We start from the raw sequence: 22,295 nt of genomic DNA, 5'->3' as shown, positions 1-22,295 counted from the left end.
GTGCCGGCGGCCCGCCCGCCGCGGGGAGACGCCCGGCCGCTGACCGCCGTGGACGCCCAGACGCTGTGGCTCTCATCGGTGGTGCCCAGCGACCAGTACCTGCTGTACGCCTTCGACGGCGTACCGGCCGACGTGGACGGTGCCGTGGCCGAGGTGTGCGGCCGCGCCCGCGCCTGCCCGGACGCCGCGGTCCGGGTCGCCGACCGGGGAAGGTGGCGGTATCCGGCGTGGGTGCCGGCCGACGTCGACCGCGGCTGGGCGACGGTCGATCGCCTCGACGACCCCACCTGGACCGGGTGCCTACGGGCGGTGACCGAGTTGACCGCCCGGCGCCTCGACGCCGGGGTCGCGCCCTGGCACCTGCACGTCCTGCCCGGCGTGCGCGGCATCCCCGGAGCGGCGGGCGAGGGCACCGTCGCGGTGGTGCGCATCGCGCATGCCCTCGGCGACGGACAGCGCTCCGCCGCGCTGGCGGCCCACCTGTTCGGCCGCGACGCCGCCGTGCCGCCGTCGTGGCCCGACCCGGCACGGCCACTGCTGCTACCGGTGCTCGGCGCACGGGCCGCGCGCGCCCACCGTCGACTGCGGCGCGACGAGGCGTCCGGTGCCGTCCCGCCCCCGGCAATTCCGTGCCCGCCGATGCGCTCCAACGCCCTCGACGACGGGCCGCGCATCCTCCGCGTGCTCACCCGGCGGCGGCACGACCTCGGTGCCGGCACGGTCACCGTCGCCGTGCTGTCCGCGGTCGCCGAGGCGCTCACCGGGCACCTGCGCGCGCTCGGCGACGATCCGGCCGGTCTCGGTGCCGAGGTGCCGATGGCCACGGCGCCGCCTCGACGCGCCCACAACCACTACGGCAACGTCGGCGTCGGCCTGCATCCGGACCTGCCGGCCTCCGCGCGCGCCGAGCGCATCGCCGCCGACCTGCGCGACCGTCGCGTGCGCGCCGAGCACCCTGCGCATCGGGCGGACGCCCGCGCGTTCGCCGCGACGCCGGCGCCGCTGCTGCGATGGGGGATCGGCCACTTCGACCCGACCGTCCGGCCCGTGTCGGTGAGCGGCAACGCCGTCGTCTCCAGCGTCCACCGCGGACCGGCGGACCTCGCGTTCGGTGGTGCGCCGGTCCTGCTGACGTCGAGCTTTCCGAGCCTGTCGCCGCTGATGGCACTGGCGCACGGGGTGCACGGACTGGGCGACGTCGTCGCGGTCAGCGTGCACTCCACCGAGGCCGTGCTCGGCGGTCCCGACGGGGTCGCCGCCTACGTCGACCGCCTCGATGCGGCGCTCTGACCGCGCAGGGCGGCGATGCCGGTGTCCAGGGCCGCCTCGAGGTAGCCGAGATCACCGGTGTTCAGCATGATCAGGACACCGCCCTGAATGCCGGCGAGCAGAGCGGCCGCAGCACGGACCGGGTCGACGGCGGCGCCGATCTTGCCGCGCGTCTGCATGGCCCGCACGCCGACCTCGATCTCCGAGCGCCACTGCGTGATCAGCGCCTGCGTCACCGCCTGCGCGCCCGGCGTGCGGCCGATCTCGGACATCACCGTCGACAGCGGGCACTGCTGGCCCTGCCCGCGATAACGTGCCACCACCGCGTCGCGCCAGCGTTGCCACGCCGCCCACGACGTCAGCGTGCCGAGGTGCGGCTGCTGGTCGTCGAGCACGCGGCGCGCCTCCTGCTCGGCGACCGCGAGCAGCAATTCGTCCTTGCCGCCCGGGAAGTAGTGGAACAGCTGGCTCTTCGACGTGCCGGTTCGGTCCATCACGTCCTCCAGGCGTGTGCCCACCGCACCGTTCGTGCGGATCTGCGCAGCGGCCCCGTCGATGATCCGCTGGCGGGTGGCACGGCCCTTCGAGGTCCATTTCTGGACTTGCGGGTCCATTTTTAGATGGCCAGTCTTGGACTCATGAGTCCACACACTATGCGGCTGGACGGCCGCTCCGCACTGGTCACCGGATCCACGGGCGGGCTCGGCGGCGCCATCGCACGGGCGCTCGCCGCTGCCGGGGCGGCGGTGGTCGTCTCCGGCCGCAACGCCGCCCGCGGTGCCGACGTCGCCGCCGGCATCCGCGCCGGGGGAGGCCGGGCGACGTTCGTGCCCGCCGACTTGGCGGCGGGGGACGCGGGCGCCCACGCGCTCCCCGAGGCCGCCACCGCAGCGGCTGGCGGGACGCTCGACGTCCTGATCAACAACGCTGCGACGCTGCTGATGCCGAAGCCCACGTCGGACGTCGGTCTGGCCGAACTCCGCGAGGTCTTCGACGTCAACGTGTTCGCGCCGTTCCTCTTGACCGGCCTGCTCGCCCCGGCGATGGCCGAGCGGGGCTCGGGCGCAATCGTCAACATCGGCTCGAACACCGGCCTACGCGGCAGTGCGGGGTCCGCGGTCTACAGCGGTACCAAGGCGGTGCTGCACTCGTTCACCAAGTCCTGGGCCGACGAGTACGGTCCGGCTGGTGTCCGGGTCAACGCGGTCGCGCCCGGGCCGATCGCCACCGAGCGCGCCGGCGAGTTCGCCGAGCACGTCGCACCCATGCTGGCCAAAATCCCGAGCCGCCGGATGAGCACGCCCGAGGAGGTGGCCGCTGCGGTGGTGTTCCTCGCGTCCGACGACGCAGCGAACATTTGCGGAACCGTGCTCAGTGTCGACGGAGGCTGGTCGGCCGTTTAACACATGGCCTACATTCTGTTACGTGACTGCCTACGACTCCGCGACCGACGTCGCCCTGCTGGTGCTGCGCGTCGTGCTCGGCCTGACCATGGCCGCGCACGGGTACAACAAGTTCTTCGGCGGTGGCCGGATCCCGGGCACGGCCGGGTGGTTCGACAGCATCGGCATGAAGCCCGGCATGTTCCACGCCCGGGTGGCGGCCACGACCGAGATCGCCGCCGGCCTCGGCCTGGCGGTGGGTCTGCTGACGCCGGTTCCCGCCGCCGGCTTCGTCGCGCTGATGCTCGTCGCGGCGTGGACCGTGCACCGCCGCAACGGGTTCTTCATCGTTAAGGAGGGCTGGGAGTACAACCTCGTCCTGGCCGTCACGGCGGTGGCGATCGCCGGCGTCGGCGCGGGCCGTTACAGCCTGGACTACCTGCTGCTGCGCGACACCGCCCTGTGGGACTGGGTGCACGGCTGGGGCGGACTGGCCGTCGCGATCGTCCTCGGCCTGGCCGGGGGCATCGGCCAGCTGGCGATCTTCTTCCGTCCACCGGCCAACCAGGCGAGCTGACGCTCGGGGAGTCGGCAGAACCCATTCCGCCGGACTAGAACACGTTCTAGTCTTCTCGGCATGGGATTTCTGAAACAGGACGCCCCGGTCGTCGACTACGCGACGTGGAGCAAGGGAACCCGCTCGCAGCGCATCGAACCGATGGCCCGGCACTGGGCCGAGGTCGGGTTCGGCACGCCGGTGGTGCTGCACCTGTTCTACGTCGTCAAGATCCTGCTGTACGTGCTGGGCGCGTGGCTCGTCGCGCTGACCACCGCCGGCGTCGACGGGTTCACCAACGTGGCCCAGTGGTACGCCGAGCCGATCGTCTACCAGAAGGTCATCCTCTACACGATGCTGTTCGAGGTCGTCGGCCTCGGGTGCGGCTTCGGCCCGCTGAACAACCGGTTCTTCCCGCCGATGGGCTCGATCCTGTACTGGCTGCGGCCCGGCACCATCCGGCTGCCACCGTGGCCGAACCGCATTCCACTGACCAGAGGCGACGCCCGGACGCCGTTCGATGCCGCGCTCTACGCCGCGCTGCTGATCCTGCTCGTCGTCGCGTTGGCGACCGACGGCACCGGGCCCATCTCCGAACTGGGGTCGGAGATCGGCGTGCTCCCGGTCTGGCAGACCGCCGCGATCCTCGGCGTCCTCGCCGTCGTCGGGCTGCGCGACAAGGTCATCTTCCTGGCGGCGCGCGGCGAGGTGTACGCCTCACTCGCGGCGTGCTTCCTGTTCAGCGGCGCCGACATCGTCATCGCCGCCAAGCTGGTGTGCCTGGTGATCTGGCTCGGCGCCGCGACGAGCAAGCTCAACAAGCACTTCCCGTTCGTCATCTCGACCATGATGAGCAACAACCCGGTGTTCCGGCCGCGGTGGATCAAGCGGCGCTTCTTCGAGCACTTCCCCGACGACCTGCGGCCCGGACGGCCGTCCCGGTTCCTCGCGCACTTCAGCACGGTGATCGAAGGGCTGGTGCCGCTGGTGCTGTTCTTCAGCCACGGCGGCCCGGCCACCGCGATCGCCGCCTTCGTCATGCTGTGCTTCCACTTCGGCATCCTGTCGAGCATTCCGATGGGCGTGCCGCTGGAGTGGAACGTGTTCATGATGTTAAGCGTCGTGGCGCTGTTCGTCGGGCACGCGAACGTCGGACTTGCCGACCTGAAGAGCCCGTGGCCGGTGCTGCTGTTCGTCGTCGTGGCCGGCACCGTCGCGCTGGGCAACCTGTTCCCGCGCAAGGTGTCGTTCCTGCCCGGCATGCGCTACTACGCCGGCAACTGGGACACCTCGCTGTGGTGCGTGAAGCCCTCGGCCGCGGAGAAGATCGAGCGGGGCATCGTCTCGATCGCCAGCATGCCCGCCGCGCAGATGGAGCGGTACTACGGCAGCCGCGAGACCGCCGAGATGTACCTCTACATGGGATACGCGTTCCGCTCCTTCAACACCCACGGCCGGGCGCTGTTCACCCTCGCGCACCGGGCGATGACCGGTCAGGACGAGGCGGAGTACGTCCTCACCGATGGCGAACGCATCGTCTCCACGGCGATCGGCTGGAACTTCGGCGACGGCCACATGAGCAACGAGCAGCTGGTCGCCGCGCTGCAGTCCCGGTGCCACTTCGAGCCGGGCGAGATCCGCATCGTGATGCTCGACGCCCAGCCCATCCACGTGCAGCGGCAGCAGTACCGGCTGGTCGACGCTGCGACCGGCGAGTTCGAGCGCGGCTACGTCGAGGTCGCCGAGATGGTCACCCGGCAGCCGTGGGACGACACCGTGCCGGTGCACGTCACGTCGTCGGATGCGTCGAGACTGCGGGGAGATCGCGATCCGGCCCAGTGACGCGATCTGGCAGCAGGCTCGGCGAGACCGTCAGCCCATCACGTCGCGGACCGGCACGCTCTCCAGGCCGGTCAGCAGCAGCTCGCGGGACACGTCGAGGTGCTTGCGCCAATGCGCCTCGGCGCGGTCGCCGTCGCCGGCGCGCAGGAACTGCATGAGCTTGCGGTAGGAGCGGATCAGCTTGACGAAGTCGGCCTTCGACACCGGACGGTGCGCGTTGAACACGAACGCCGTGTGCCGCACCGTGATCTCGTGCAGCATGCCGGCCACGATGCTCAGCGTGGCGTTGCCCGACAGCTGCACCACCCGCAGGTGGAACAGCCCGGTGCTCTCGGCCAGCCGGCTGGACTGCGGGTCGGCGGCGACGAGTTCGGCGAGCAGCCGGTCGAGTTCGTCGAACGCCTCCGCACTGCCGGACTCGGCGAGCAGACGTGCCGCCAGGGGCTCGATGCCCGCCTTGGCGGTCAGCAGGTCGGCGATCGTGGCGCCGGACAGCTCGAGCAGCAGACCCGCGGGCCGGGCGACGATCTCCGGGCCCGGCACCCGGACGCGGGCGCCGGTGCGCGACCCGCGCCGCACCTCGACCAGGCGCTCGGACTCGAGCACCCGCACGGCCTCGCGCAGCGTTGGGCGGCTGACGCCGAAGTGCGCCATCAGCTCCGCCTCGTTGGGCAGGAAGTCGCCCTCGGAGAGTTGGCCGTCGACCACCATGCGCCGTAGCGTTCCGGCGACGAGTTCGGCCGTCTTCGGCGAGCGGATCGGAGACCCGCCGAGCGGCGTCACGCTGTCCGGCCCGATCATGGGCGCCAGCGGCGTGTTGCGGACCATCGCGCCTCCTCTCGTCCGGGCCTGGGGCATGCTCAGCTGGTCAACTCAGTAAACCATGTCGAGAAGGCCGCGGCCGTTCCCGAGCGCGACGCCCGACGTCTACCAACCAGTAGGTTGACCTAGTAAACCTAGTTCCTCTACCTTCGGTTGGTGATCGCGCCCACGGGGCGTGCCCGTCCTTCGAAGGAGAAGTGTCATGGCCGAAGCCGTCATCGTCGAAGCCGTCCGATCGCCGATCGGCAAGCGCAACGGCGGGCTGTCCGGCGTCCACCCCGGTGAGCTGTCGGCCCAGGTCCTCAACGGACTCGTCGAGCGTGCGGGCGTCGATCCCGCGCTGGTCGACGACGTCATCTGGGGCTGCGTCATGCAGGCCGGGGAGCAGGCCCTCGACATCGCGCGCACCGCGGTGCTCGCCGCGGGCTGGCCGGAGACGGTGCCGGGCGTGACCGTCGACCGCCAGTGCGGCTCGAGCCAGCAGTCGGTGCACTTCGCCGCCGCGGGCGTCATCGCCGGACACTACGACGTCGTCGTCGCCGGTGGCGTCGAGTCGATGTCGCGCACCCCCATGGGTTCGTCGCTGGCCAACGGCGGCCACCCCTACCCGGAGGCCTTCCGCAGCCGCTACAGCCAGACGCCCAACCAGGGCATCGGCGCCGAGATGATTGCCGAGCGCTGGGGCCTGGACCGCACCACGCTCGACCAGTTCTCCCTCGACTCGCACGAGAAGGCCGCCGCCGCACAGGATTCCGGCGCGTTCGACGACCAGATCGTCGGGATCAAGACCACCGACGCCGACGGCAACGAGACCGTCGTGCTCAAGGACGAGGGCATCCGCCGCGGTACCCCGATCGAGAAGCTGGCGCAGCTGAAGCCGGCCTTCAAGGAGGACGGCGTGATCCACGCCGGCAACTCCAGCCAGATCTCCGACGGCTCGGCGGCGTTGCTGTTCATGTCCGCGGAGAAGGCGCAGTCGCTCGGTCTCAAGCCCATCGCCAAGGTGCACACCGCGACCCTCGCCGGCTCCGATCCGGTCATCATGCTGACCGCGCCGATCCCGGCGACCCAGAAAGTGCTGAAGAAGTCGGGGCTGCGCCTCGAGGACATCGGCGTCTTCGAGGTCAACGAGGCGTTCGCGCCCGTGCCGATGGCGTGGCTCGCCGACATCGGCGCCGACGAGAAGAAGCTGAACCCCAACGGCGGCGCGATCGCGCTGGGCCACCCGCTCGGCGGCTCGGGCGCGCGCATCATGACGACGATGCTGTACCACATGCGCGACAACGGGATTCAGTACGGCCTGCAGACCATGTGCGAGGGCGGCGGCCAGGCCAACGCGACCATCCTCGAGCTGCTGTGAGCGAGGATGCCGCGGCCCCGGGCGCTCTGACCGAGCGTCGGGGCAACGTCCTGCTGATCACGCTCAACCGCCCGGAGGCGCGCAACGCCGTCAACGCCGCGGTGAGCACCGCGCTCGGCGACGCGCTGCACGCCGCGCAGCAGGATCCCGAGGTGCGCGCCGTCGTGCTCACCGGAGCGGGACAGACGTTCTGCGCCGGAGCCGACCTGAAGGCGATCTCCCGGCGGGAGAACATCTTTCACCCCGACCACGCCGAATGGGGGTTCGCCGGCTACGTGCAGCACGTCATCGACAAGCCGATCATCGCCGCGGTCAACGGGACGGCGCTGGGCGGCGGCACGGAGATCGCGCTGGCGTCGGACCTGGTGGTCGCCGAGGAGCGCACCACGTTCGGGCTGCCGGAGGTCAAGCGCGGCCTGATCGCCGGCGCCGGTGGGGTGTTCCGCATCGTCGACCAGCTGCCCCGCAAGGTCGCGATGGAACTTGTCCTGACCGGCGAGCCGATGTCGGCGGCCGACGCCCTGCGCTGGGGTCTGATCAACGAGGTGGTGCCCGACGGCACCGTGGTCGACGCCGCGCTCGCGCTCGCCTTGCGCATCACCGTCAACGCGCCGCTGGCGGTGTGGGCCAGCAAGCGCGTGGCCCGCGGCGTGGACGACGGCACCGTGCCCGACGAGCAGGCGGGCTGGAACCGGACCATCCGCGAGATGGGGGCGGTGCTGCGTTCGAAGGACGCCAGGGAGGGACCGCTGGCCTTCGCCGAGAAGCGCCAGCCGGTCTGGAAAGCCGAATAGGAGGACGACGTGAAGAGACTCATCTTCGACGAGGAACACGAGCAGCTGCGCGCAACCGCCCGGCAGTTCCTCGAGAAGGAATGTGCGCCGTACGCCGAGAAGTGGGCCAACGAGAAGATCGTCGACCGCGACGCGTACATCGCGGCCGGCAAGTACGGGCTCATCGGCTTCAACCTGCCGGAGAAGTTCGGCGGCGGGGGCGTGGACGACTTCCGCTTCAACGCGGTGATCGTCGAGGAGTTCGCCCGCTACGGCGGCCCCACCCCGGGTGTCAGCCTGCAGAACGACATCGTCGGCCCGTACTTCGTGAACCTCGCCAACGAGGAGCAGCAGGCGCGCTGGCTGCCGGGCTACATCACCGGTGAGCTGATCGGTGCGGTCGCGATGAGCGAGCCGGGCGCGGGCAGCGACCTCGCGGGCATCAAGACCTCGGCCGTCCGCGACGGCGACGACTGGATCCTCAACGGCTCCAAAACGTTCATCTCCGCGGGCATCAACTCCGACCTGGTGGTTGTCGTCGCGCGCACCAACCCCGACGCCGGGCACAAGGGCTTCTCGCTGCTGGTCGTCGAGCGCGGGATGGAGGGCTTCACCCGCGGCCGCAAGCTCGACAAGATGGGTCAGCACTTCGCCGACACCGCCGAGCTGCACTTCGACAACGTGCGGGTGCCGGGGGCCAATCTGCTCGGCGAGGAGGGCAAGGGCTTCTACCACCTCATGACCAACCTGCCGTCGGAGCGGTTGTCCATCGCGGTCGCCGCGATCGCCGGCGCGCGGGCGACGTTCGACGAGACGCTGCAATACGTCAAGGACCGCAAGGCCTTCGGGCAGCCGATCGGCAGCTTCCAGAACAGCCGGTTCACCATGGCCGAGCTCGACACCGAACTGGAGATCGGCGAGCAGTACATCGACCGCTGCCTGCGGGCCGTCGTCGACGGCGAGCTGACCGCCGTGCAGGCCTCCAAGGCCAAGTGGTGGTGCACCGAACTGCACAAGCGCGTCGTCGACGCGTGCCTGCAGCTGCACGGCGGCTACGGCTACATGAATGAGTACAAGGTGGCACGCGACTACGTCGACGTCCGCATCTCCACGATCTACGGCGGCACGACCGAGATCATGAAGGAGATCATCGGACGCGACCTGGGGCTGTGACCGGCCCTCCAGGGCGATTTCGGCGCGCTGCCGTTCGCTAGGCGAACGCTAGCGCGCCGCAATCACGAAAAGCGGCTCGGGACGACGAGGTCCCGAGCCGCTTCTTCGCGTGTGGTGCGTCAGGCGGTCGGCGCCGGCGACGGCGACGAGCTGGTCGTCGACGTCGGGGTGAGCGGCTTGCCGGTGTTGCTGAACGACGTCTGCGGGGTCAGCGCCTCCGGCGGTGCGGCCGGGTCGAGCACGGTGTCGATGATGTACACCCGCGCGTTGGCGGCCGAGATGCCACCGCAGATCACCTTGGCGGTGTCGTTGACCTTGATGTCGCCGTCCTTGCCGGTCACCTTGATCTCCTCACCCTGCTGGGTAGGCCGCTGGCCGGCGACGTCGCCGGGGTTCAGCAGGCCGAGGAAGACGTGGTAGTAATCCAGCTTGGTCAGCGCGGCCGGGTCGGACTTCAGCGACTCGAGCTGCGCGGGGTCCAGCTTGGCGAAGGCGTCGTTGTTCGGCGCGAAGATGACGTACGGGCCGTTCTCCAGCACCGGAACGACGTTGACGGCCGGGTTCAGGCCACCGGAGATCGCCGAGTAGAAGGTGCTCAGCGACGGGATCTTGGCGAGCACCTGACCGACGGGCAGCGGGGCCAGGTCGGCGGGCGTGGTGCCTGCGGTGGCCAGCTCCTTGCGCAGCGGGTCGCAGTTGCCCTGCGGCTCGGCAGGCGGCTTGACGGTGGTGGTCGTCGGCGTGGGCTCGGCCTGGGCGGTGATCGCCACGGGCAACGACACCGCGAGCGCCGCGACGGCCGCGGCCATGCCCAGGGTCTTGCTGGTACGGGTCTTCACGATCGGCTCCTCAGCTCTTCTCTGCGTCATCGGGCGAACGGTTGCATCCCCCGACGCGTCGCCTCGCGCATCGTATGTGCCGCGCGAGGTCCGGCGAAAATCGCAGTGACCCACACCACAGGCGTTGGCCACGGCGCGTGACCGCGCGACCGGCGGCGTGCCTACCATGCTCGACATGGCAGAGCCCCTCCTGTTGTCCGTCAACGGCCACACCCCGCAGCTGCACGACGACGCCTGGGTCGCCCCCAACGCCGCGCTCGTCGGCCGCATCTCGCTGGGCGCCAAGGCCAGCGTCTGGTACGGCGCCACGCTGCGCGCCGAGATCGAGCCGATCGAGATCGGCGACGGCGCCAACATCCAGGACAACGTCACCATCCACGTCGACCCCGGCTTCCCGGCGCGGATCGGCACCGACGTCAGCGTGGGCCACAACGCCGTGCTGCACGGCTGCACGATCGAGGACGGCTGCCTCATCGGCATGGGCGCCGTCGTCCTCAACGGCGCACGCATCGGCCGCGGCTCCCTGGTCGCCGCGGGCGCCGTCGTCGCCCAGGGCGTCGAGGTGCCGCCGGGCTCGCTCGTCGCCGGCGTACCGGGCAAGGTGCGCCGCGAACTGAGCGAGGACGAGGTGACCAACAACCGCAACAACGCCCTGCTCTACCAGCACCTCATCGACATGCACCGGGGCGCCTGAGGGTCGGGCCACATCCTGGTTCCGATTCGACGGCGCCGGGTACAGGACGTGGCGTGAGTCCCTTGCGAGTGCTCGTCACCGGCGCCACCGGGTACATCGGGTCGCGGTTGGTCAGCTCCCTCCTCGACGAGGGGCACCACGTCGTCGTCGGCAGCCGCAACCTCGAGAAGCTCGGGGGGTTCGGCTGGATCGAGGACGTCACGCCGGTCTACCTCGACACCGCCGACGCGGCGTCGGTCGACAGTGCGTTCCACGTCGCCGGTGACGTCGACGTCGTCTACTACCTGGTGCACGGCATCGGCCAGCCCGGCTTCCGCGACGCCGACAACGCCGCGGCCGCGAACGTCGCCCGCGCCGCACGCGCGGCGGGCGTCCGCCGGATCGTCTACCTGGGTGGCTTCGTGCCGACCGAGGGGCAGCTGTCCGAACACCTCACCAGCCGCGCGGAGGTCGCCGAGGCGCTGACGATCGACGACGGACCCGAGGTGGTGTGGCTCGGCGCGGCGATCGTCATCGGCGCCGGGTCCACCTCGTTCGAGATGGTGCGCTACGTCGGTGACCGCTTCCTGGTGATCCCGATGCCGGCCTGGGCCAACAACCCGCTCGATCCGATCTCGGTGGCCGACGTCCTGCACTACCTCGTCGCCGCGGCGGACGCCGACCGCGTGCCGGCGGGGTCCTACGACATCACCGGCCCGGAGACCACCACCTACGGCGACCTGCTGCGGGCCTACGCGCGCATCGCGGGGGAGCGCCGGGCCGCACTGCCGGTGCGCGGCATCGACACCCGCGTGGTGTCGTGGCTGACGGGTGCGATCCTCCCGGTGCCCGGCGGCCTCGCCGGCGACCTCGTCGAATCGCTCGACTACCCGATGCGGGCGACCCAGGACGGGTTGCGTGATCTGGTGCCCGATCCGCCCGGCGGACTGGTGGGCATCGAGGACGCGATCGCCCGCTCGCTGTCCACCCGCCGCGCCCGTCCGGTCAACGAGCTGGAGGACGTGCATCACCTCGCCGACACCGACCCGCAGTGGGCCGGCGGAGACCTGCGCCGTATCCGGCGCCTCGCCGCGGCGGTCACCCCGAGCTTCGCCCGGCCCGCGCTCGACCTGCTGGCCGTGGTGCCGAAACCCGTTGCCGGAGCCGTCCGTCAAGGTCTCGATCATCTGATCGGACTGGTGCCGAAGAGCCTCATCGCATGAGCATCTTCGGCGAGTTCGGGAACATCGTCAGCTCGCGCGCGACGCCGCGCGAGGAGCCCGAAGGCATGGTGCGGCACCGGCGCACCGTGGTGGTCGTGGTGCTCGTCATCGGTGCGGTGCTCCTCGGCTACTCGCTGACGCGGCCACCGGGAGACACCTCGTTCTACTGGCTGACGCTGGCGCTCGCCGGGGTGTGGGCGCTGGGTGCGCGGCTCTCGGGCCCGATTCACCTGGGCCGGGTGCGCTTCCGTGCGCGCGACCGCCGCCCGCTGATCACCGGTTCGGTGATCGGCATCGGGTTGGGGGCCATCTTCATCGTCGGCGGCCTGGTGGCGCGGGAGATCCCGCCGGTCCGCGACTACATCGTGCAGGTGCTCGAGTACACCGACTACGGTTCGCTGGCGCTGGTCACCTTCATCACGCTGATCAACGGGCTGGCCGAGGAGATGTTCTTCCGCGGCGCGCTGTTCAGCGCCCTCGGCAGATTCCGCCCGGTGCTGATCTCGACCATCGTCTACGCCATCGCCGTCTCGGCCGCCGGCAACCCGATGCTCGGCTTCGCGGGTGTCATCCTCGGGTACGTCTGCGCCTACGAACGCCGTATGACCGGCGGGATCCTGGCGCCGATGCTGACGCACTTCTTCTGGGGCCTCGTCATGGTGCTGGCCCTACCGCCCATCTTCGGCGTCTGAGTCGTTCGACCCTCGGGGGTTGTTTGACACCGAGAGGAATTGGTCACACTGCGTTTGGGTTCGGGGTCAGTGCGAGCACAGAGGAGGACCGGTGACGCGAGCGATGAACGACGTCGAGGTCGACACGATGTTGCAAGCGATTCGGGATGCCAACGCCGACGTCCTCGCGGCCGGACGGCGCGGGCCCGGGACCGAGGCCGCGCAGGAGCGGTTGCAGCACGCCGTCGACCGTGCGCGCGCCGCCGGGCTCAACTGGGGACCGATCGCGGCCGCCATCGGCATCGCGCGCGGCGCCGCGTATCACCGCTATCAGCGCGACCGCCGTTTCGGCTGGAGCGCCGCACACGCCTGACTCTTCTGCCCGCCGTTGGCGAGGTCAGTGGTCGGTGAAGGTGGCGGCGCGCCGCTCCCGGAACGCCGTGGTGCCCTCGCGAAAGTCATCGGCGTCGAGCAGCGCCAGCTGACCCTCGGTCTCCCGGTCGAGTGCTCCGGTCAACTCGGTGAGCGTCGCAGCATTGATGGCCTGCTTGGTCTTTCGTAGCGCCACCGCGGGACCGGACGTCAGCGTCGCGAGCACCGCGTCGACCCCGGCCTCGAGGTCGGCGGCCGGGTAGACAGCGCTGATCAACCCGGCGGCCAGTGCCTCGCCGGCGGGCAGGCGCTCGGCTAGTAGTGCCATCCGCATCGCACGCGTGCGACCGACCGCCGCGGCGACGAGGGCCGACGCGCCGCCGTCGGGCATGAGCCCGATCTTCGTGAATGCCAACAGGAAATAGGCCTCCTCGGAGGCGAGGACGACGTCGGCCGCGATCGCGAGCGACACGCCGACGCCGGCCGCGGGGCCCCGCACCACCGACACGACGGGCTTGGGCAGGTCGACGATGGCGCGCACCGCCCGGTTGGCGGCCGCCAGGACGTCGGCCGGCGTCCCGCTCGCCCCCGGAGCGTGGTCCTCGGCGCCGATCCCGGCCCCCGAGCTGAAGCCGCGGCCCGCCCCGCCGAGGCGCACCACCCGCACGGCGGGGTCGCCGGCGGCGCGGTCGAGCACGTCGCCGATCGTGTGCAGCATCGGCGCGGTCAATGAGTTCAGGCTGTCGGGCCGGTTCAGCGTCACCGCCAGCACGCCGTCGGAGAGTTCGACGATCAGGTCGTCGATGCCCTGGTAGGCGCCGGAAGTGGACTGCGTCGTGGTCATCGGCCTCGCCTCGCCTCGGGCGAGCCGAGGCCCGCACACCGTCGAGAAGGTTATACAAGTAAGCTTTGTCGGCGGTCAACTACGACGAGGAGGCGTGGCCATGGCGGGACCACTTCAGGGATTGCGAGTCATCGAGCTGGCCGGCATCGGCCCCGGACCGCACGCGGCGATGATCCTCGGCGATCTCGGCGCCGACGTGGTGCGGATCGAGCGGCCGCGCAAGCCCGGCACCGGCGTGATGCCGAGCCGCGATTCCATGCTGCGCAACCGCCGTTCGGTCGCCGCCGATCTCAAGAGCGAGGACGGCCGAAAGCTGGTGCTCGATCTCATCGCCAAGGCCGACGTCCTCATCGAGGGTTACCGGCCCGGCGTGACCGAGCGCCTCGGGCTGGGCCCCGAGGATTGCGCGAAGGTCAACGAGCGCCTGATCTACGGCCGCATGACGGGGTGGGGTCAGGACGGACCGCGCGCGCAGCAGGCGGGGCACGACATCAACTACATCTCGCTCAACGGCACGCTGCATGCGGTGGGCCGCAAGGACGAGAAGCCGGTGCCACCGCTCAACCTCGCCGGTGACTTCGGCGGCGGATCGATGTTCCTGCTCGTCGGCATCCTCGCGGCGCTGTGGGAACGACAGACCTCGGGGGTGGGCCAGGTGGTCGACGCGGCGATGGTCGACGGGTCCAGCGTGCTGATGCAGATGATGTGGAGCTTCCGCGGCACCGGGATGTGGAGCGACGTCCGTGGCACCAACATGCTCGACACCGGTGCGCCGTACTACGACACCTACGAGACCTCCGACGGCAAGTACGTGGCGGTCGGCGCGATCGAGCCGCAGTTCTACGCGTTGCTGCTGCAGGGCCTCGGTCTCGACCCGGCGGCGCTGCCCGACCAGAACGACATCGCCCGGTGGCCCGAGCTGCGCGAGGTGTTCACCACGGCCTTCGCCGCTCAGGACCGCGATCACTGGGCGAAGGTCTTCGACGGCACCGATGCGTGCGTGACGCCGGTGCTCAGCTTCGGCGAGGTGGAGACCGAGCCGCACATCACCGAGCGCCACACCTTCTTCCGCGACGGCGACAACCTCGAGCCGGCGCCCGCGCCGCGGTTCTCGCGCAGCGTCCCCGCGACGCCGACACCGCCCGGCGTGCCCGGCGCGGACACCGACGCCGTCCTGCGCGACTGGCTGTAGTCCCAATCAACCGGTGGTCGGCAACGGTGCCGACCGACAGAGAGGAATCGATCAGTGCAGATCAAGGACGCCGTGGCGGTCGTGACGGGTGGAGCGTCGGGTCTCGGCCTGGCCACCACCAAGCGGCTGCTGGACGCCGGCGCGAACGTCGTGGTCATCGACCTGAAGGGCGCCGAAGCCGTCGAGGCACTCGGTGACCGCGCCACGTTCGTCGAGGCGAACGTCACCGACGAGGCCGCCGTGACCGCGGCGCTCGACGTCGCCGAGTCGCTGGGCCCAGTGCGCATAAACGTCAACTGCGCGGGCATCGGCAACGCGATCAAGACGCTCGGCAAGGACGGGCCGTTCCCGCTCGACGGGTTCCGCAAGGTGGTCGAGGTCAACCTGATCGGCACGTTCAACGTGCTGCGCCTCGCCGCCGAGCGGATCGCGAAGACCGAACCGCTCGCCGGTCCGAACGGCGAGGAGCGCGGCGTCATCGTCAACACCGCGTCGGTCGCGGCGTTCGAGGGCCAGATCGGCCAGGCCGCCTACTCGGCATCCAAGGGCGGCGTGGTCGGCATGACGCTTCCGATCGCGCGCGACCTGTCCCGCAGCCTCATCCGCGTCTGCACCATCGCCCCGGGTCTGTTCAAGACGCCGCTGCTGGGGTCGCTGCCCGAGGAGGCGCAGCGCTCCCTGGGACAGCAGGTGCCGCACCCGGCACGGCTGGGTGATCCCGACGAGTACGGCGCGCTGGCCGTGCACATCGTGGAGAACCCGATGCTCAACGGCGAGGTCATCCGCCTCGACGGCGCGATCCGCATGGCGCCCCGGTAGCGGCGGCCATGGCCATCAGGACGAAGTTCACCGAGGTCTTCGGCGTCGAGGCGCCGATCGCCCAGGGTGGCATGCAGTGGGTGGGCCGCGCGGAACTCGTTGCCGCCGTGGCGAATGCGGGCGGTCTCGGCTTCATCACCGCGTTGACGCAGCCGACGCCGGCCGACCTGGCCCGCGAGATCGACAAGACCCGCGATCTCACCGACAAGCCCTTCGGCGTCAACCTGACCATCCTGCCGTCGATCAACCCGCCGCCGTACGACGAGTACCGCCAGGTGATCGTCGACTCTGGCGTCAAGATCGTCGAGACCGCCGGCTCGAACCCGGCGCCGCACCTGCCGATGTTCCACGACAACGGCATCAAGGTGCTGCACAAGTGCACCTCGGTGCGGCATGCGGTGAAGGCGCAGAGCCTGGGCGTCGACGGCATCAGCATCGACGGCTTCGAGTGCGCCGGACATCCCGGCGAGGACGACGTGCCCGGCCTGGTGCTGATCCCGGCCGCCGCCCGGCAGATCGAGATCCCGATGATCGCCTCGGGTGGTTTCGGCGACGCACGCGGCCTGGTGGCCGCGCTGGCGTTGGGTGCCGACGGCATCAACATGGGCACGCGCTTCATGTGCACGGTGGAGTCGTGCATCCACCAGAACGTCAAGGAGGCGATCGTCGCCGGTGACGAGCGGGGGACGGAACTCATCTTCCGGCCGCTGCGCAACACCGCGCGGGTGGCGAGCAACACCGTGTCACGGGAAGTCGTGGAGATCCTCGACCGCGGCGGTGAGTTCGCCGACGTCAAGGACCTCGTTGCGGGCGTCCGTGGCCGCCGGGTGTTCGACGACGGTGACCTGGAGGCGGGCATCTGGACGGTCGGCACGGTGCAGGGCCTGATCCACGACATCCCGACGTGTGGGGAACTGATCGCCCGCATCGTCGGCGAGGCCGAGGAGTTGATCGCCGGGCGGCTGGCCGGCATGGTGTCCGCCGCGCCGGTGAGCGCCTAGACACACGGTCGGCGGTCACACGGCAGACGGAGTGTGGTCGGGGTCGTGATCCCTCGCGGATCGCGACCCCGCCGCACGTCTGCGGCCGAGTCCACCGACACGAAAGCCACCGACCCCCACGGGTCGGTGGCTCACGGTGGTGCGGCGTACCGCTACCCGGCGGGGCCGGGCGCGCGGGTGCGCCGAGCTACCTCGAATCGCGGACGTGGAGTCCGGCGATCAGACGGCGGTAGCGAGGTCCGGGAACTGCTCGGAGGTGTCACCTTCGACAAGGACGTCGCCGTGGTAGAGCGCGTCGAAGTCGACCTTGATGACATCGGCATTGGTGTCGTCGATCCACATGTACTGAACAGTAACCATCACCTCTAAGAGTTCTTTGAGTCACGATTCTGAAAACCGTGGCAATTCTTACCCGTGGGTAGGGTCGCGCGTCGGTTAGGAACCCGGGCTGGTCAGATGCAGCGGGTTGGTGCCGTTCAGCAGGACCCACGTGGCGACCGCCGCCGCGACGGCGACCACGAACGACGCGACGCCGATCGCCGCCGGCCAGCGCGGTCGGTCGAGGACGCGCGCGTCCACGGAGAAGCGGCCGGCGCCGATGAACAGCAGCGCCGTCGCCATGAACGCCACGAGGAACGGGACGTTGAAGGGGTTGGACCAGAACGCGGCACCCGACACGTTGACCGCCCAGGCGTCGATCATCGCCGCGAGTACCGCGCAGGCCGCCAGCGGCGTCAGCACGCCCAGGACGAGCCCGAGGCCCCCCACGGTCTCCGCGGCCGTGACCATGAACGCGGCGACGCCGGGCATCCGCCAGCCGCCGGACTCCATGAACCCGACGGTGTTCGAGAAGTCGACGGCCTTCATCAGCCCGGCCTGCAGCATCGTCGCGCCGGCCGCGAGGCGCAGGAGCAGCAGGCCCAGGTCGGGCAGGGCGGGCGAGCGGCGGGGTACGTCGACCGTCAGCGCGTCGGTGTCCGTCATGGCCGACACGATAGGTCGCTGTGCAGCGGCTGGGAACGCAATCGGCGACGGCGCGCCGGGAAGCGTTGACCGCCTGACTTATCGTTGATAAGTTACCGACGATAACCCACGACGAGGGGACCGTCATGCTCCGTCGCATCGCCATGCTCGCCATCGCCGCACCACGCCGCATCCTCGCCGTCGCCCTGCTGGTGATGGTCGGCACCGCCGTCTTCGGCATCCCGGTGACCAAGAGCTTGTCCGCCGGGGGCTTCCAGGACCCGACCAGCGAGTCCGCCCAGGCGACCGAATTGCTCGTGAAGACCTTCGACCAGGGCGACATGCAGATGCTCGTCACCGTCACCTCGCCGGAGGGCTTCGACAGCCCCGCCGCACGCGAGGTCGCGACCGGAATCGTCGACCGCTTCCGCCAGTCGCCGCACGTCGCCAGCCTCACCTCGGCGTGGACCGTCCCGCCGCAGGCCGCCGCCGACCTCACTAGCCGCGACCGCACCTCCGGGCTGATCGTCGCCGGGCTGAACGGCGGCGAGAACGACGCTCAGAAGTACGCGAAGGCCCTCGCCGACGAGGTCGTGCACGACCACGATGGCGTCACCGTCCGTGCCGGCGGCGCGGCAATGGTGTACGCGCAGATCAACGCCCAGACCGAGCGCGACCTGCTGCTCATGGAGTCGATCGCCGTCCCGCTCAGCTTCGTCGTGCTGGTCTGGGTGTTCGGCGGGCTCGTCGCCGCCGCCCTGCCCATGCTGATCGGCGGCCTCGCCATCCTCGGCACGATGGCCGTGCTGCGCGTCATCACGTTCGGCACCGACGTCTCGATCTTCGCGCTCAACCTGTCGACGGCCATGGGTCTGGCGCTGGCCATCGACTACACCCTGCTCATCATCAGCCGCTACCGCGACGAACTCGCCGAGGGCCTGCCCCGCGAGCGGGCGCTCGTCCGCACCATGAGCACCGCCGGGCGCACCGTGCTGTTCTCCGCCGTCACCGTCGCCCTGTCGATGGCCGCGATGCTGCTGTTCCCCATGTACTTCCTCAAGTCCTTCGCCTACGCCGGCATCGCGACGGTGGGCTTCGCCGCCGCGGCGGCCGTGCTCGTCACTCCGGCCGCCATCTACCTCCTCGGCGACCGGCTCGACGCGCTCGACGTCCGCACGCCCGTGCGGCGGCTGTTCCGCCGCCCGCCGCTGGCGGCGCGCCCTGTCGAGCAGCTGTTCTGGTACCGCTCGACACGCCTGGTCACGCGGCGCGCAATGCCCATCGGGCTGGCCGTCGTCGTCCTGCTGCTGGCGTTGGGCGTGCCGTTCCTGTCGGTGAAGTGGGGCTTCCCCGACGAACGCGTACTGCCGACCTCGGCGTCGGCGCACCAGGTCGGCGACCAGCTGCGCGAGGACTACGCCGACGACTCGTCGACCGCGGTCACCATCGTCGTCCCCGACGCCGACGGACTGACCCAGCCCCAGTTCGACCGCTACGCCGCCGAACTGTCGCGCGTCACCGACGTCACCTCGGTGTCGGCGCCCGGGGGCACGTTCGCCGGCGGCGACCGGGTCGGTCCGCCGAGCGGGCCGACGGCGATCACCGACGGCCGCGCGTTCCTCACCGTCGGCAGCAGCGCGCCGCTGTTCTCCGACCGCTCGGACGCGCAGCTGGACGCGCTGCACGCGGTCGCCGGACCGGACGGGCGCGCCGTCTGGTTCGCGGGCACCGCCCAGGTGAACCGCGACAGCGTCGACGCCATCACCAGCCGGTTGCCGCTGGTCCTCGGGCTGATCGCCGTCATCACGTTCGGGCTGCTGTTCCTGCTGACCGGTTCGGTGGTGCTACCGGTGAAGGCCATCGTGCTCAACGTGCTGTCGCTGACCGCCGCGTTCGGCGCGCTGGTGTGGATCTTCCAGGAGGGCCACCTCGGCGCACTCGGCACCACGCCCACCGGCACGCTGGTCGCCAACATGCCGGTGCTGCTGTTCTGCATCGCCTTCGGCCTGTCCATGGACTACGAGGTGTTCCTGGTCGCCCGCATCCGCGAGAACTGGCTGACGCTGCGCGCCGACCGCGGCGCCGGGTCGCGGTACCGGGGGGCACGCGCGGACAACGACGAGGCGGTGGCGCTCGGCCTCGCGCGCACCGGCCGGGTCATCACCGCGGCGGCGCTCGTCATGTCGATCTCGTTCGCCGCGCTGATCGCCGCCGAGGTCTCGTTCATGCGGATGTTCGGCGTCGGGCTGACGCTCGCCGTCCTGGTCGACGCGACGCTGGTTCGGATGCTCCTGGTGCCGTCGTTCATGCACGTCATGGGCGGCTGGAACTGGTGGGCGCCGGCGCCGCTGGTCCGGCTGCACGAACGCATCGGGATCAGCGAGTCCGGATCCGACGTCGACCCGTCCGGCGACGCGCCGACGCTGGCGACCAGCGAGGCCCGCTAGGTGGCCGACGAACCGGCACGCCGGCGCCGCGCCGCCCGCGGCTCCGGCGACCAGCTCCGCGAGGAGATCATGGACGCCGCCACCGAGCTGCTACTTGACGAAGGCGGCAAGGCCGTCTCGATCCGGGCCGTGGCCGCCCACGTGGGCGTCACCCCGCCGTCGATCTACCTGCACTTCGCCGACAAGGACGCGCTGCTCGACGCGGTGTGCGCCCGGTACTTCGAGCGCCTCGACGAGGTCATGCAGCAGGTGGCCGCCGAGCAGACGGCGACCGTCGACCGGCTGTGGGCCCAGGGCATGGCCTACGTGCAGTTCGCGCTGCGGACCCCGGAGCTGTACCGCATCGCCACCATGGGGGAGCCCCGCCCCGGCAGCGACGTCGACCTGACGCTCAACAGCTCGGCGTTCGCCCACCTGCGCGACTCGGTGCAGGCGCTCGTCGACGAGGGCACCTATCCGCCCGGCGACGTCACCGTGATGAGCCTCGAGCTGCTGACCGTCGCGCACGGCGTTGCCGCACTGCTGATCTCACGGCCGTACCTGCCCTTCGGCGACGTCGACGACTTCGCCGACCGGGTGTTGCGGGCCGCGTGCTGCGGCAGGATCGTGATGGGATCGATGGACCCCGACCTGTCACCCGCGCAGATCGTCGACCGCGTGAAGGAGCTCACCGATGGCTGACCCGACCACCCCTGGCGCCGGCCCGACCGTCGACAACCCGTTCTTCGCCGCCCTCTGGTCGCGGATGTCGACGCGCGAGCCCGAGACGGTTCGCGCGCTGCGGCGGGAGAACCTCGCGGGCCTGTCCGGCCGGGTCCTCGAGGTGGGCGCCGGCACGGGAACGAACTTCGCGCACTATCCGGCCACGGTCACCGAGGTGGTCGCCGTCGAACCCGAAGCGAGGCTCGCCGACCAGGCCAAGGGCGCCGCCGCGGTCGTCCCGGTGCGGGTGACGGTGTCGACCGACACCGTCGAGGCGTTCGCCGCCTCGGCGCCGGGACGCTTCGACGCCGTGGTGTGCTCGCTGGTGCTGTGCTCGGTCGACGACCCCGATGTCGTTCTGCGGCAACTGTTCTCATTGCTGCGGCCGGGCGGGGAGCTGCGCTACCTGGAGCACGTGGCGAGCGAGGGCGCCCGGGGGCGCCTGCAGCGCCTCGCCGATGCGACGGTGTGGCCGCGGCTGCTCGGCAACTGCCACGCCCACCGCAACACCGAGCGCTCCATCGCCGACGCCGGGTTCGCCGTGCTGCGCGCGCGCCACGAGTGGGTGCTGCCGACGTGGCTGCCGATGCCGGTGTCGGAGACGGCGATCGGGCGCGCGGTCCGTCCGGCCTGATCAGCCCAGCAGCACCGGCAACCGCTGCAGCAGCGTCGGCAGCGCCGTCGCGGCGGTCTCGCGCAGGCTGAGCGTCGCGGCGGCCGAGAGGGCCGTCGGTTCGGGGTTCACCTCGATGACGGGGATGCCACGGGCCACCGCCATCTCGGGCAGGCCCGCCGCCGGGTAGACGACCGCCGACGTGCCGACGACGATCGCGACGTCGGCGGCGTTCACCGCCGCCACCGCGCGGTCCCACGCGTCCGACGGCAGCGCCTCGCCGAACCACACCACGTCGGGACGCACCATGCCGCCGCAGCGGCAGGTCGGCGGCTCGACGGTCTCGACCGGCTCCGGCATCGCGGGCAGGTCGCCGGAGAAGGGCGCGTCGCAGCGGTCGCACCGGAACGAGAACAGGCTGCCGTGCAAGTGGTAGACGCGGTTGCTGCCGGCCCGCTCGTGCAGGTCGTCGACGTTCTGGGTGACGACGTGCACCTCGGCGTAGTCCTGCCAGGCCGCGACCGCACGGTGGCCGTCGTTCGGTTCGACGGCCTTCATCATGTAGTGCCGCCAGAGGTACCAGGCCCACACCTTCTCCGGGTGGCGCCGCCAGCCGTCGCTGCTGGAGATCTCGTACGGGTCGACCTTGGCCCACAGCCCGGTCTCGACGTCACGGAACGTCGGAACGCCACTCTCGGCCGAGATACCGGCTCCGCTGAGCACGGTCACTTGCACGCCCACCAAAGTAGACCTTCTTCG

General features: G+C 70.7%; 24 protein-coding genes. 17 read left to right on the top strand and 7 right to left on the bottom strand.

Going from position 1 to position 22,295, the window contains the following annotated elements:
* Entirely contained in the window at positions 1-1,290 is a 1,290-nt protein-coding gene (locus FZ046_RS26295) for a DUF1298 domain-containing protein (protein WP_070354817.1), read from the top strand.
* Here FZ046_RS26295 and FZ046_RS26290 read toward each other — a convergent pair.
* Positions 1,260-1,883, bottom strand: coding sequence for a TetR/AcrR family transcriptional regulator (locus FZ046_RS26290; protein ID WP_070354816.1), 624 nt, complete (start codon positions 1,881-1,883; stop codon positions 1,260-1,262). The genes FZ046_RS26295 and FZ046_RS26290 overlap by 31 nt on opposite strands.
* Before the next feature lie 24 nt (positions 1,884-1,907).
* Here FZ046_RS26290 and FZ046_RS26285 point away from each other — a divergent pair, with 24 nt between their 5' ends.
* The 3 genes from FZ046_RS26285 (at position 1,908) to FZ046_RS26275 (ending at position 5,049) form a co-directional block, all read left to right on the top strand.
* Positions 1,908-2,672, top strand: coding sequence for an SDR family NAD(P)-dependent oxidoreductase (locus FZ046_RS26285; protein WP_070354815.1), 765 nt, complete (start codon positions 1,908-1,910; stop codon positions 2,670-2,672).
* Between the two features lie 88 nt (positions 2,673-2,760).
* Entirely contained in the window at positions 2,761-3,228 is a 468-nt protein-coding gene (locus tag FZ046_RS26280; RefSeq protein ID WP_407664490.1) for a DoxX family protein, read from the top strand.
* A 60-nt stretch (positions 3,229-3,288) separates the two neighbouring features.
* Positions 3,289-5,049: a DUF3556 domain-containing protein gene (locus FZ046_RS26275; protein WP_070354813.1), complete on the top strand. Its 1,761-nt coding sequence runs from the start codon at positions 3,289-3,291 to the stop codon at positions 5,047-5,049.
* A gap of 30 nt (positions 5,050-5,079) precedes the next feature.
* Here FZ046_RS26275 and FZ046_RS26270 read toward each other — a convergent pair whose 3' ends face one another.
* Positions 5,080-5,877, bottom strand: a complete 798-nt coding sequence (locus FZ046_RS26270) for a FadR/GntR family transcriptional regulator (RefSeq protein ID WP_070354812.1) — start codon at positions 5,875-5,877, stop codon at positions 5,080-5,082.
* A 196-nt stretch (positions 5,878-6,073) separates the two neighbouring features.
* On the opposite strand from FZ046_RS26270, the gene FZ046_RS26265 reads away from it, so the two are divergent.
* From FZ046_RS26265 to FZ046_RS26255, 3 genes are read left to right on the top strand one after another with little or no spacing between them, the layout of a single operon-like run.
* Positions 6,074-7,231 (top strand): thiolase family protein, encoded by a 1,158-nt coding sequence (locus tag FZ046_RS26265; RefSeq protein ID WP_070354811.1) that lies wholly within the window; start codon positions 6,074-6,076, stop codon positions 7,229-7,231.
* Complete coding sequence (locus FZ046_RS26260; protein ID WP_070354810.1) at positions 7,228-8,025, top strand: crotonase/enoyl-CoA hydratase family protein; 798 nt, start codon at positions 7,228-7,230, stop codon at positions 8,023-8,025. Before FZ046_RS26265 ends, FZ046_RS26260 begins: the two co-directional genes overlap by 4 nt.
* Before the next feature lie 9 nt (positions 8,026-8,034).
* Entirely contained in the window at positions 8,035-9,177 is a 1,143-nt protein-coding gene (locus FZ046_RS26255) for an acyl-CoA dehydrogenase family protein (protein ID WP_070354809.1), read from the top strand.
* A gap of 119 nt (positions 9,178-9,296) precedes the next feature.
* Here FZ046_RS26255 and FZ046_RS26250 read toward each other — a convergent pair whose 3' ends face one another.
* Complete coding sequence (locus tag FZ046_RS26250; RefSeq protein WP_070354808.1) at positions 9,297-10,016, bottom strand: fasciclin domain-containing protein; 720 nt, start codon at positions 10,014-10,016, stop codon at positions 9,297-9,299.
* Positions 10,017-10,191: 175 nt separating this feature from the next.
* Here FZ046_RS26250 and FZ046_RS26245 point away from each other — a divergent pair, with 175 nt between their 5' ends.
* From FZ046_RS26245 to FZ046_RS26230, 4 genes are all read left to right on the top strand, one after another.
* Positions 10,192-10,710: a gamma carbonic anhydrase family protein gene (locus tag FZ046_RS26245; RefSeq protein WP_070354831.1), complete on the top strand. Its 519-nt coding sequence runs from the start codon at positions 10,192-10,194 to the stop codon at positions 10,708-10,710.
* Positions 10,711-10,763: 53 nt separating this feature from the next.
* Complete coding sequence (locus FZ046_RS26240; protein WP_070354807.1) at positions 10,764-11,912, top strand: NAD(P)H-binding protein; 1,149 nt, start codon at positions 10,764-10,766, stop codon at positions 11,910-11,912.
* On the top strand, positions 11,909-12,604 hold the full coding sequence (locus tag FZ046_RS26235; protein WP_070354806.1) for a CPBP family intramembrane glutamic endopeptidase: 696 nt from the start codon (positions 11,909-11,911) through the stop codon (positions 12,602-12,604). Before FZ046_RS26240 ends, FZ046_RS26235 begins: the two co-directional genes overlap by 4 nt.
* Before the next feature lie 91 nt (positions 12,605-12,695).
* Positions 12,696-12,956 carry a hypothetical protein gene (locus FZ046_RS26230; RefSeq protein WP_125939808.1) on the top strand — a complete coding sequence of 87 codons (261 nt, stop codon included), beginning with the start codon at positions 12,696-12,698 and terminating at the stop codon, positions 12,954-12,956.
* Positions 12,957-12,980: 24 nt separating this feature from the next.
* Here the strand turns inward: FZ046_RS26230 and FZ046_RS26225 are convergent, their stop codons facing one another.
* Positions 12,981-13,799 (bottom strand): enoyl-CoA hydratase, encoded by an 819-nt coding sequence (locus FZ046_RS26225; protein WP_070354804.1) that lies wholly within the window; start codon positions 13,797-13,799, stop codon positions 12,981-12,983.
* Positions 13,800-13,899: 100 nt separating this feature from the next.
* On the opposite strand from FZ046_RS26225, the gene FZ046_RS26220 reads away from it, so the two are divergent.
* Genes FZ046_RS26220 through FZ046_RS26210 form a run of 3 tightly spaced genes read left to right on the top strand, consistent with a single transcriptional unit; the run spans position 13,900 to position 16,811 of the window.
* Positions 13,900-14,991 (top strand): CaiB/BaiF CoA transferase family protein, encoded by a 1,092-nt coding sequence (locus FZ046_RS26220; protein ID WP_070354803.1) that lies wholly within the window; start codon positions 13,900-13,902, stop codon positions 14,989-14,991.
* Between the two features lie 54 nt (positions 14,992-15,045).
* On the top strand, positions 15,046-15,810 hold the full coding sequence (locus FZ046_RS26215) for a 3-hydroxyacyl-CoA dehydrogenase (protein ID WP_070354802.1): 765 nt from the start codon (positions 15,046-15,048) through the stop codon (positions 15,808-15,810).
* Between the two features lie 8 nt (positions 15,811-15,818).
* Positions 15,819-16,811, top strand: a complete 993-nt coding sequence (locus FZ046_RS26210) for an NAD(P)H-dependent flavin oxidoreductase (RefSeq protein WP_070354801.1) — start codon at positions 15,819-15,821, stop codon at positions 16,809-16,811.
* 219 nt (positions 16,812-17,030) lie between these two features.
* On the opposite strand, the gene FZ046_RS28205 is transcribed toward FZ046_RS26210, so the two are convergent.
* Both FZ046_RS28205 and FZ046_RS26200 read right to left on the bottom strand, forming a co-directional pair.
* Complete coding sequence (locus FZ046_RS28205) at positions 17,031-17,153, bottom strand: hypothetical protein (protein WP_099046010.1); 123 nt, start codon at positions 17,151-17,153, stop codon at positions 17,031-17,033.
* 93 nt (positions 17,154-17,246) lie between these two features.
* Positions 17,247-17,795, bottom strand: a complete 549-nt coding sequence (locus FZ046_RS26200; protein ID WP_070354830.1) for a DoxX family protein — start codon at positions 17,793-17,795, stop codon at positions 17,247-17,249.
* A 125-nt stretch (positions 17,796-17,920) separates the two neighbouring features.
* Between FZ046_RS26200 and FZ046_RS26195 the strand changes: the two genes are divergently transcribed.
* From FZ046_RS26195 to FZ046_RS26185, 3 genes are read left to right on the top strand one after another with little or no spacing between them, the layout of a single operon-like run.
* The gene (locus FZ046_RS26195; protein ID WP_070354800.1) at positions 17,921-20,221 is read left to right on the top strand and encodes an MMPL family transporter; all 2,301 of its coding nucleotides are present in this window, start codon (positions 17,921-17,923) and stop codon (positions 20,219-20,221) included.
* Positions 20,222-20,902, top strand: coding sequence for a TetR/AcrR family transcriptional regulator (locus tag FZ046_RS26190; RefSeq protein WP_070354799.1), 681 nt, complete (start codon positions 20,222-20,224; stop codon positions 20,900-20,902).
* Positions 20,895-21,557 carry a class I SAM-dependent methyltransferase gene (locus tag FZ046_RS26185; RefSeq protein WP_070354798.1) on the top strand — a complete coding sequence of 221 codons (663 nt, stop codon included), beginning with the start codon at positions 20,895-20,897 and terminating at the stop codon, positions 21,555-21,557. The genes FZ046_RS26190 and FZ046_RS26185 overlap by 8 nt, the downstream gene beginning before the upstream one ends.
* On the opposite strand, the gene FZ046_RS26180 is transcribed toward FZ046_RS26185, so the two are convergent.
* On the bottom strand, positions 21,558-22,271 hold the full coding sequence (locus FZ046_RS26180; RefSeq protein WP_070354829.1) for an NAD-dependent deacylase: 714 nt from the start codon (positions 22,269-22,271) through the stop codon (positions 21,558-21,560). It abuts the gene before it with no gap.
* Positions 22,272-22,295 lie beyond the last annotated feature (24 nt).

It is taken from the genome of Mycolicibacterium grossiae, from assembly GCF_008329645.1.
GTDB lineage: Bacteria > Actinomycetota > Actinomycetes > Mycobacteriales > Mycobacteriaceae > Mycobacterium > Mycobacterium grossiae.
This window is presented reverse-complemented; position numbering and strand designations above follow the sequence as displayed.

Excerpts from the sequence above, each read along its gene's own strand:
- FZ046_RS26225 (WP_070354804.1), bottom strand. The coding sequence starts at position 13,799 with ATGACCACGACGCAGTCCACTTCCGGCGCCTACCAGGGCATCGACGAC.
- FZ046_RS26280 (WP_407664490.1), top strand. The coding sequence starts at position 2,761 with ATGGCCGCGCACGGGTACAACAAGTTCTTCGGCGGTGGCCGGATCCCG.
- FZ046_RS28205 (WP_099046010.1), bottom strand. The coding sequence starts at position 17,153 with ATGTGGATCGACGACACCAATGCCGATGTCATCAAGGTCGACTTCGAC.
- FZ046_RS26275 (WP_070354813.1), top strand. The coding sequence starts at position 3,289 with ATGGGATTTCTGAAACAGGACGCCCCGGTCGTCGACTACGCGACGTGG.
- FZ046_RS26195 (WP_070354800.1), top strand. The coding sequence starts at position 17,921 with ATGCTCCGTCGCATCGCCATGCTCGCCATCGCCGCACCACGCCGCATC.
- FZ046_RS26290 (WP_070354816.1), bottom strand. The coding sequence starts at position 1,883 with ATGGACCCGCAAGTCCAGAAATGGACCTCGAAGGGCCGTGCCACCCGC.
- FZ046_RS26265 (WP_070354811.1), top strand. The coding sequence starts at position 6,074 with ATGGCCGAAGCCGTCATCGTCGAAGCCGTCCGATCGCCGATCGGCAAG.
- FZ046_RS26200 (WP_070354830.1), bottom strand. The coding sequence starts at position 17,795 with ATGACGGACACCGACGCGCTGACGGTCGACGTACCCCGCCGCTCGCCC.
- FZ046_RS26220 (WP_070354803.1), top strand. The coding sequence starts at position 13,900 with ATGGCGGGACCACTTCAGGGATTGCGAGTCATCGAGCTGGCCGGCATC.
- FZ046_RS26210 (WP_070354801.1), top strand. The coding sequence starts at position 15,819 with ATGGCCATCAGGACGAAGTTCACCGAGGTCTTCGGCGTCGAGGCGCCG.
- FZ046_RS26235 (WP_070354806.1), top strand. The coding sequence starts at position 11,909 with ATGAGCATCTTCGGCGAGTTCGGGAACATCGTCAGCTCGCGCGCGACG.
- FZ046_RS26285 (WP_070354815.1), top strand. The coding sequence starts at position 1,908 with ATGAGTCCACACACTATGCGGCTGGACGGCCGCTCCGCACTGGTCACC.
- FZ046_RS26245 (WP_070354831.1), top strand. The coding sequence starts at position 10,192 with ATGGCAGAGCCCCTCCTGTTGTCCGTCAACGGCCACACCCCGCAGCTG.
- FZ046_RS26185 (WP_070354798.1), top strand. The coding sequence starts at position 20,895 with ATGGCTGACCCGACCACCCCTGGCGCCGGCCCGACCGTCGACAACCCG.
- FZ046_RS26270 (WP_070354812.1), bottom strand. The coding sequence starts at position 5,877 with ATGGTCCGCAACACGCCGCTGGCGCCCATGATCGGGCCGGACAGCGTG.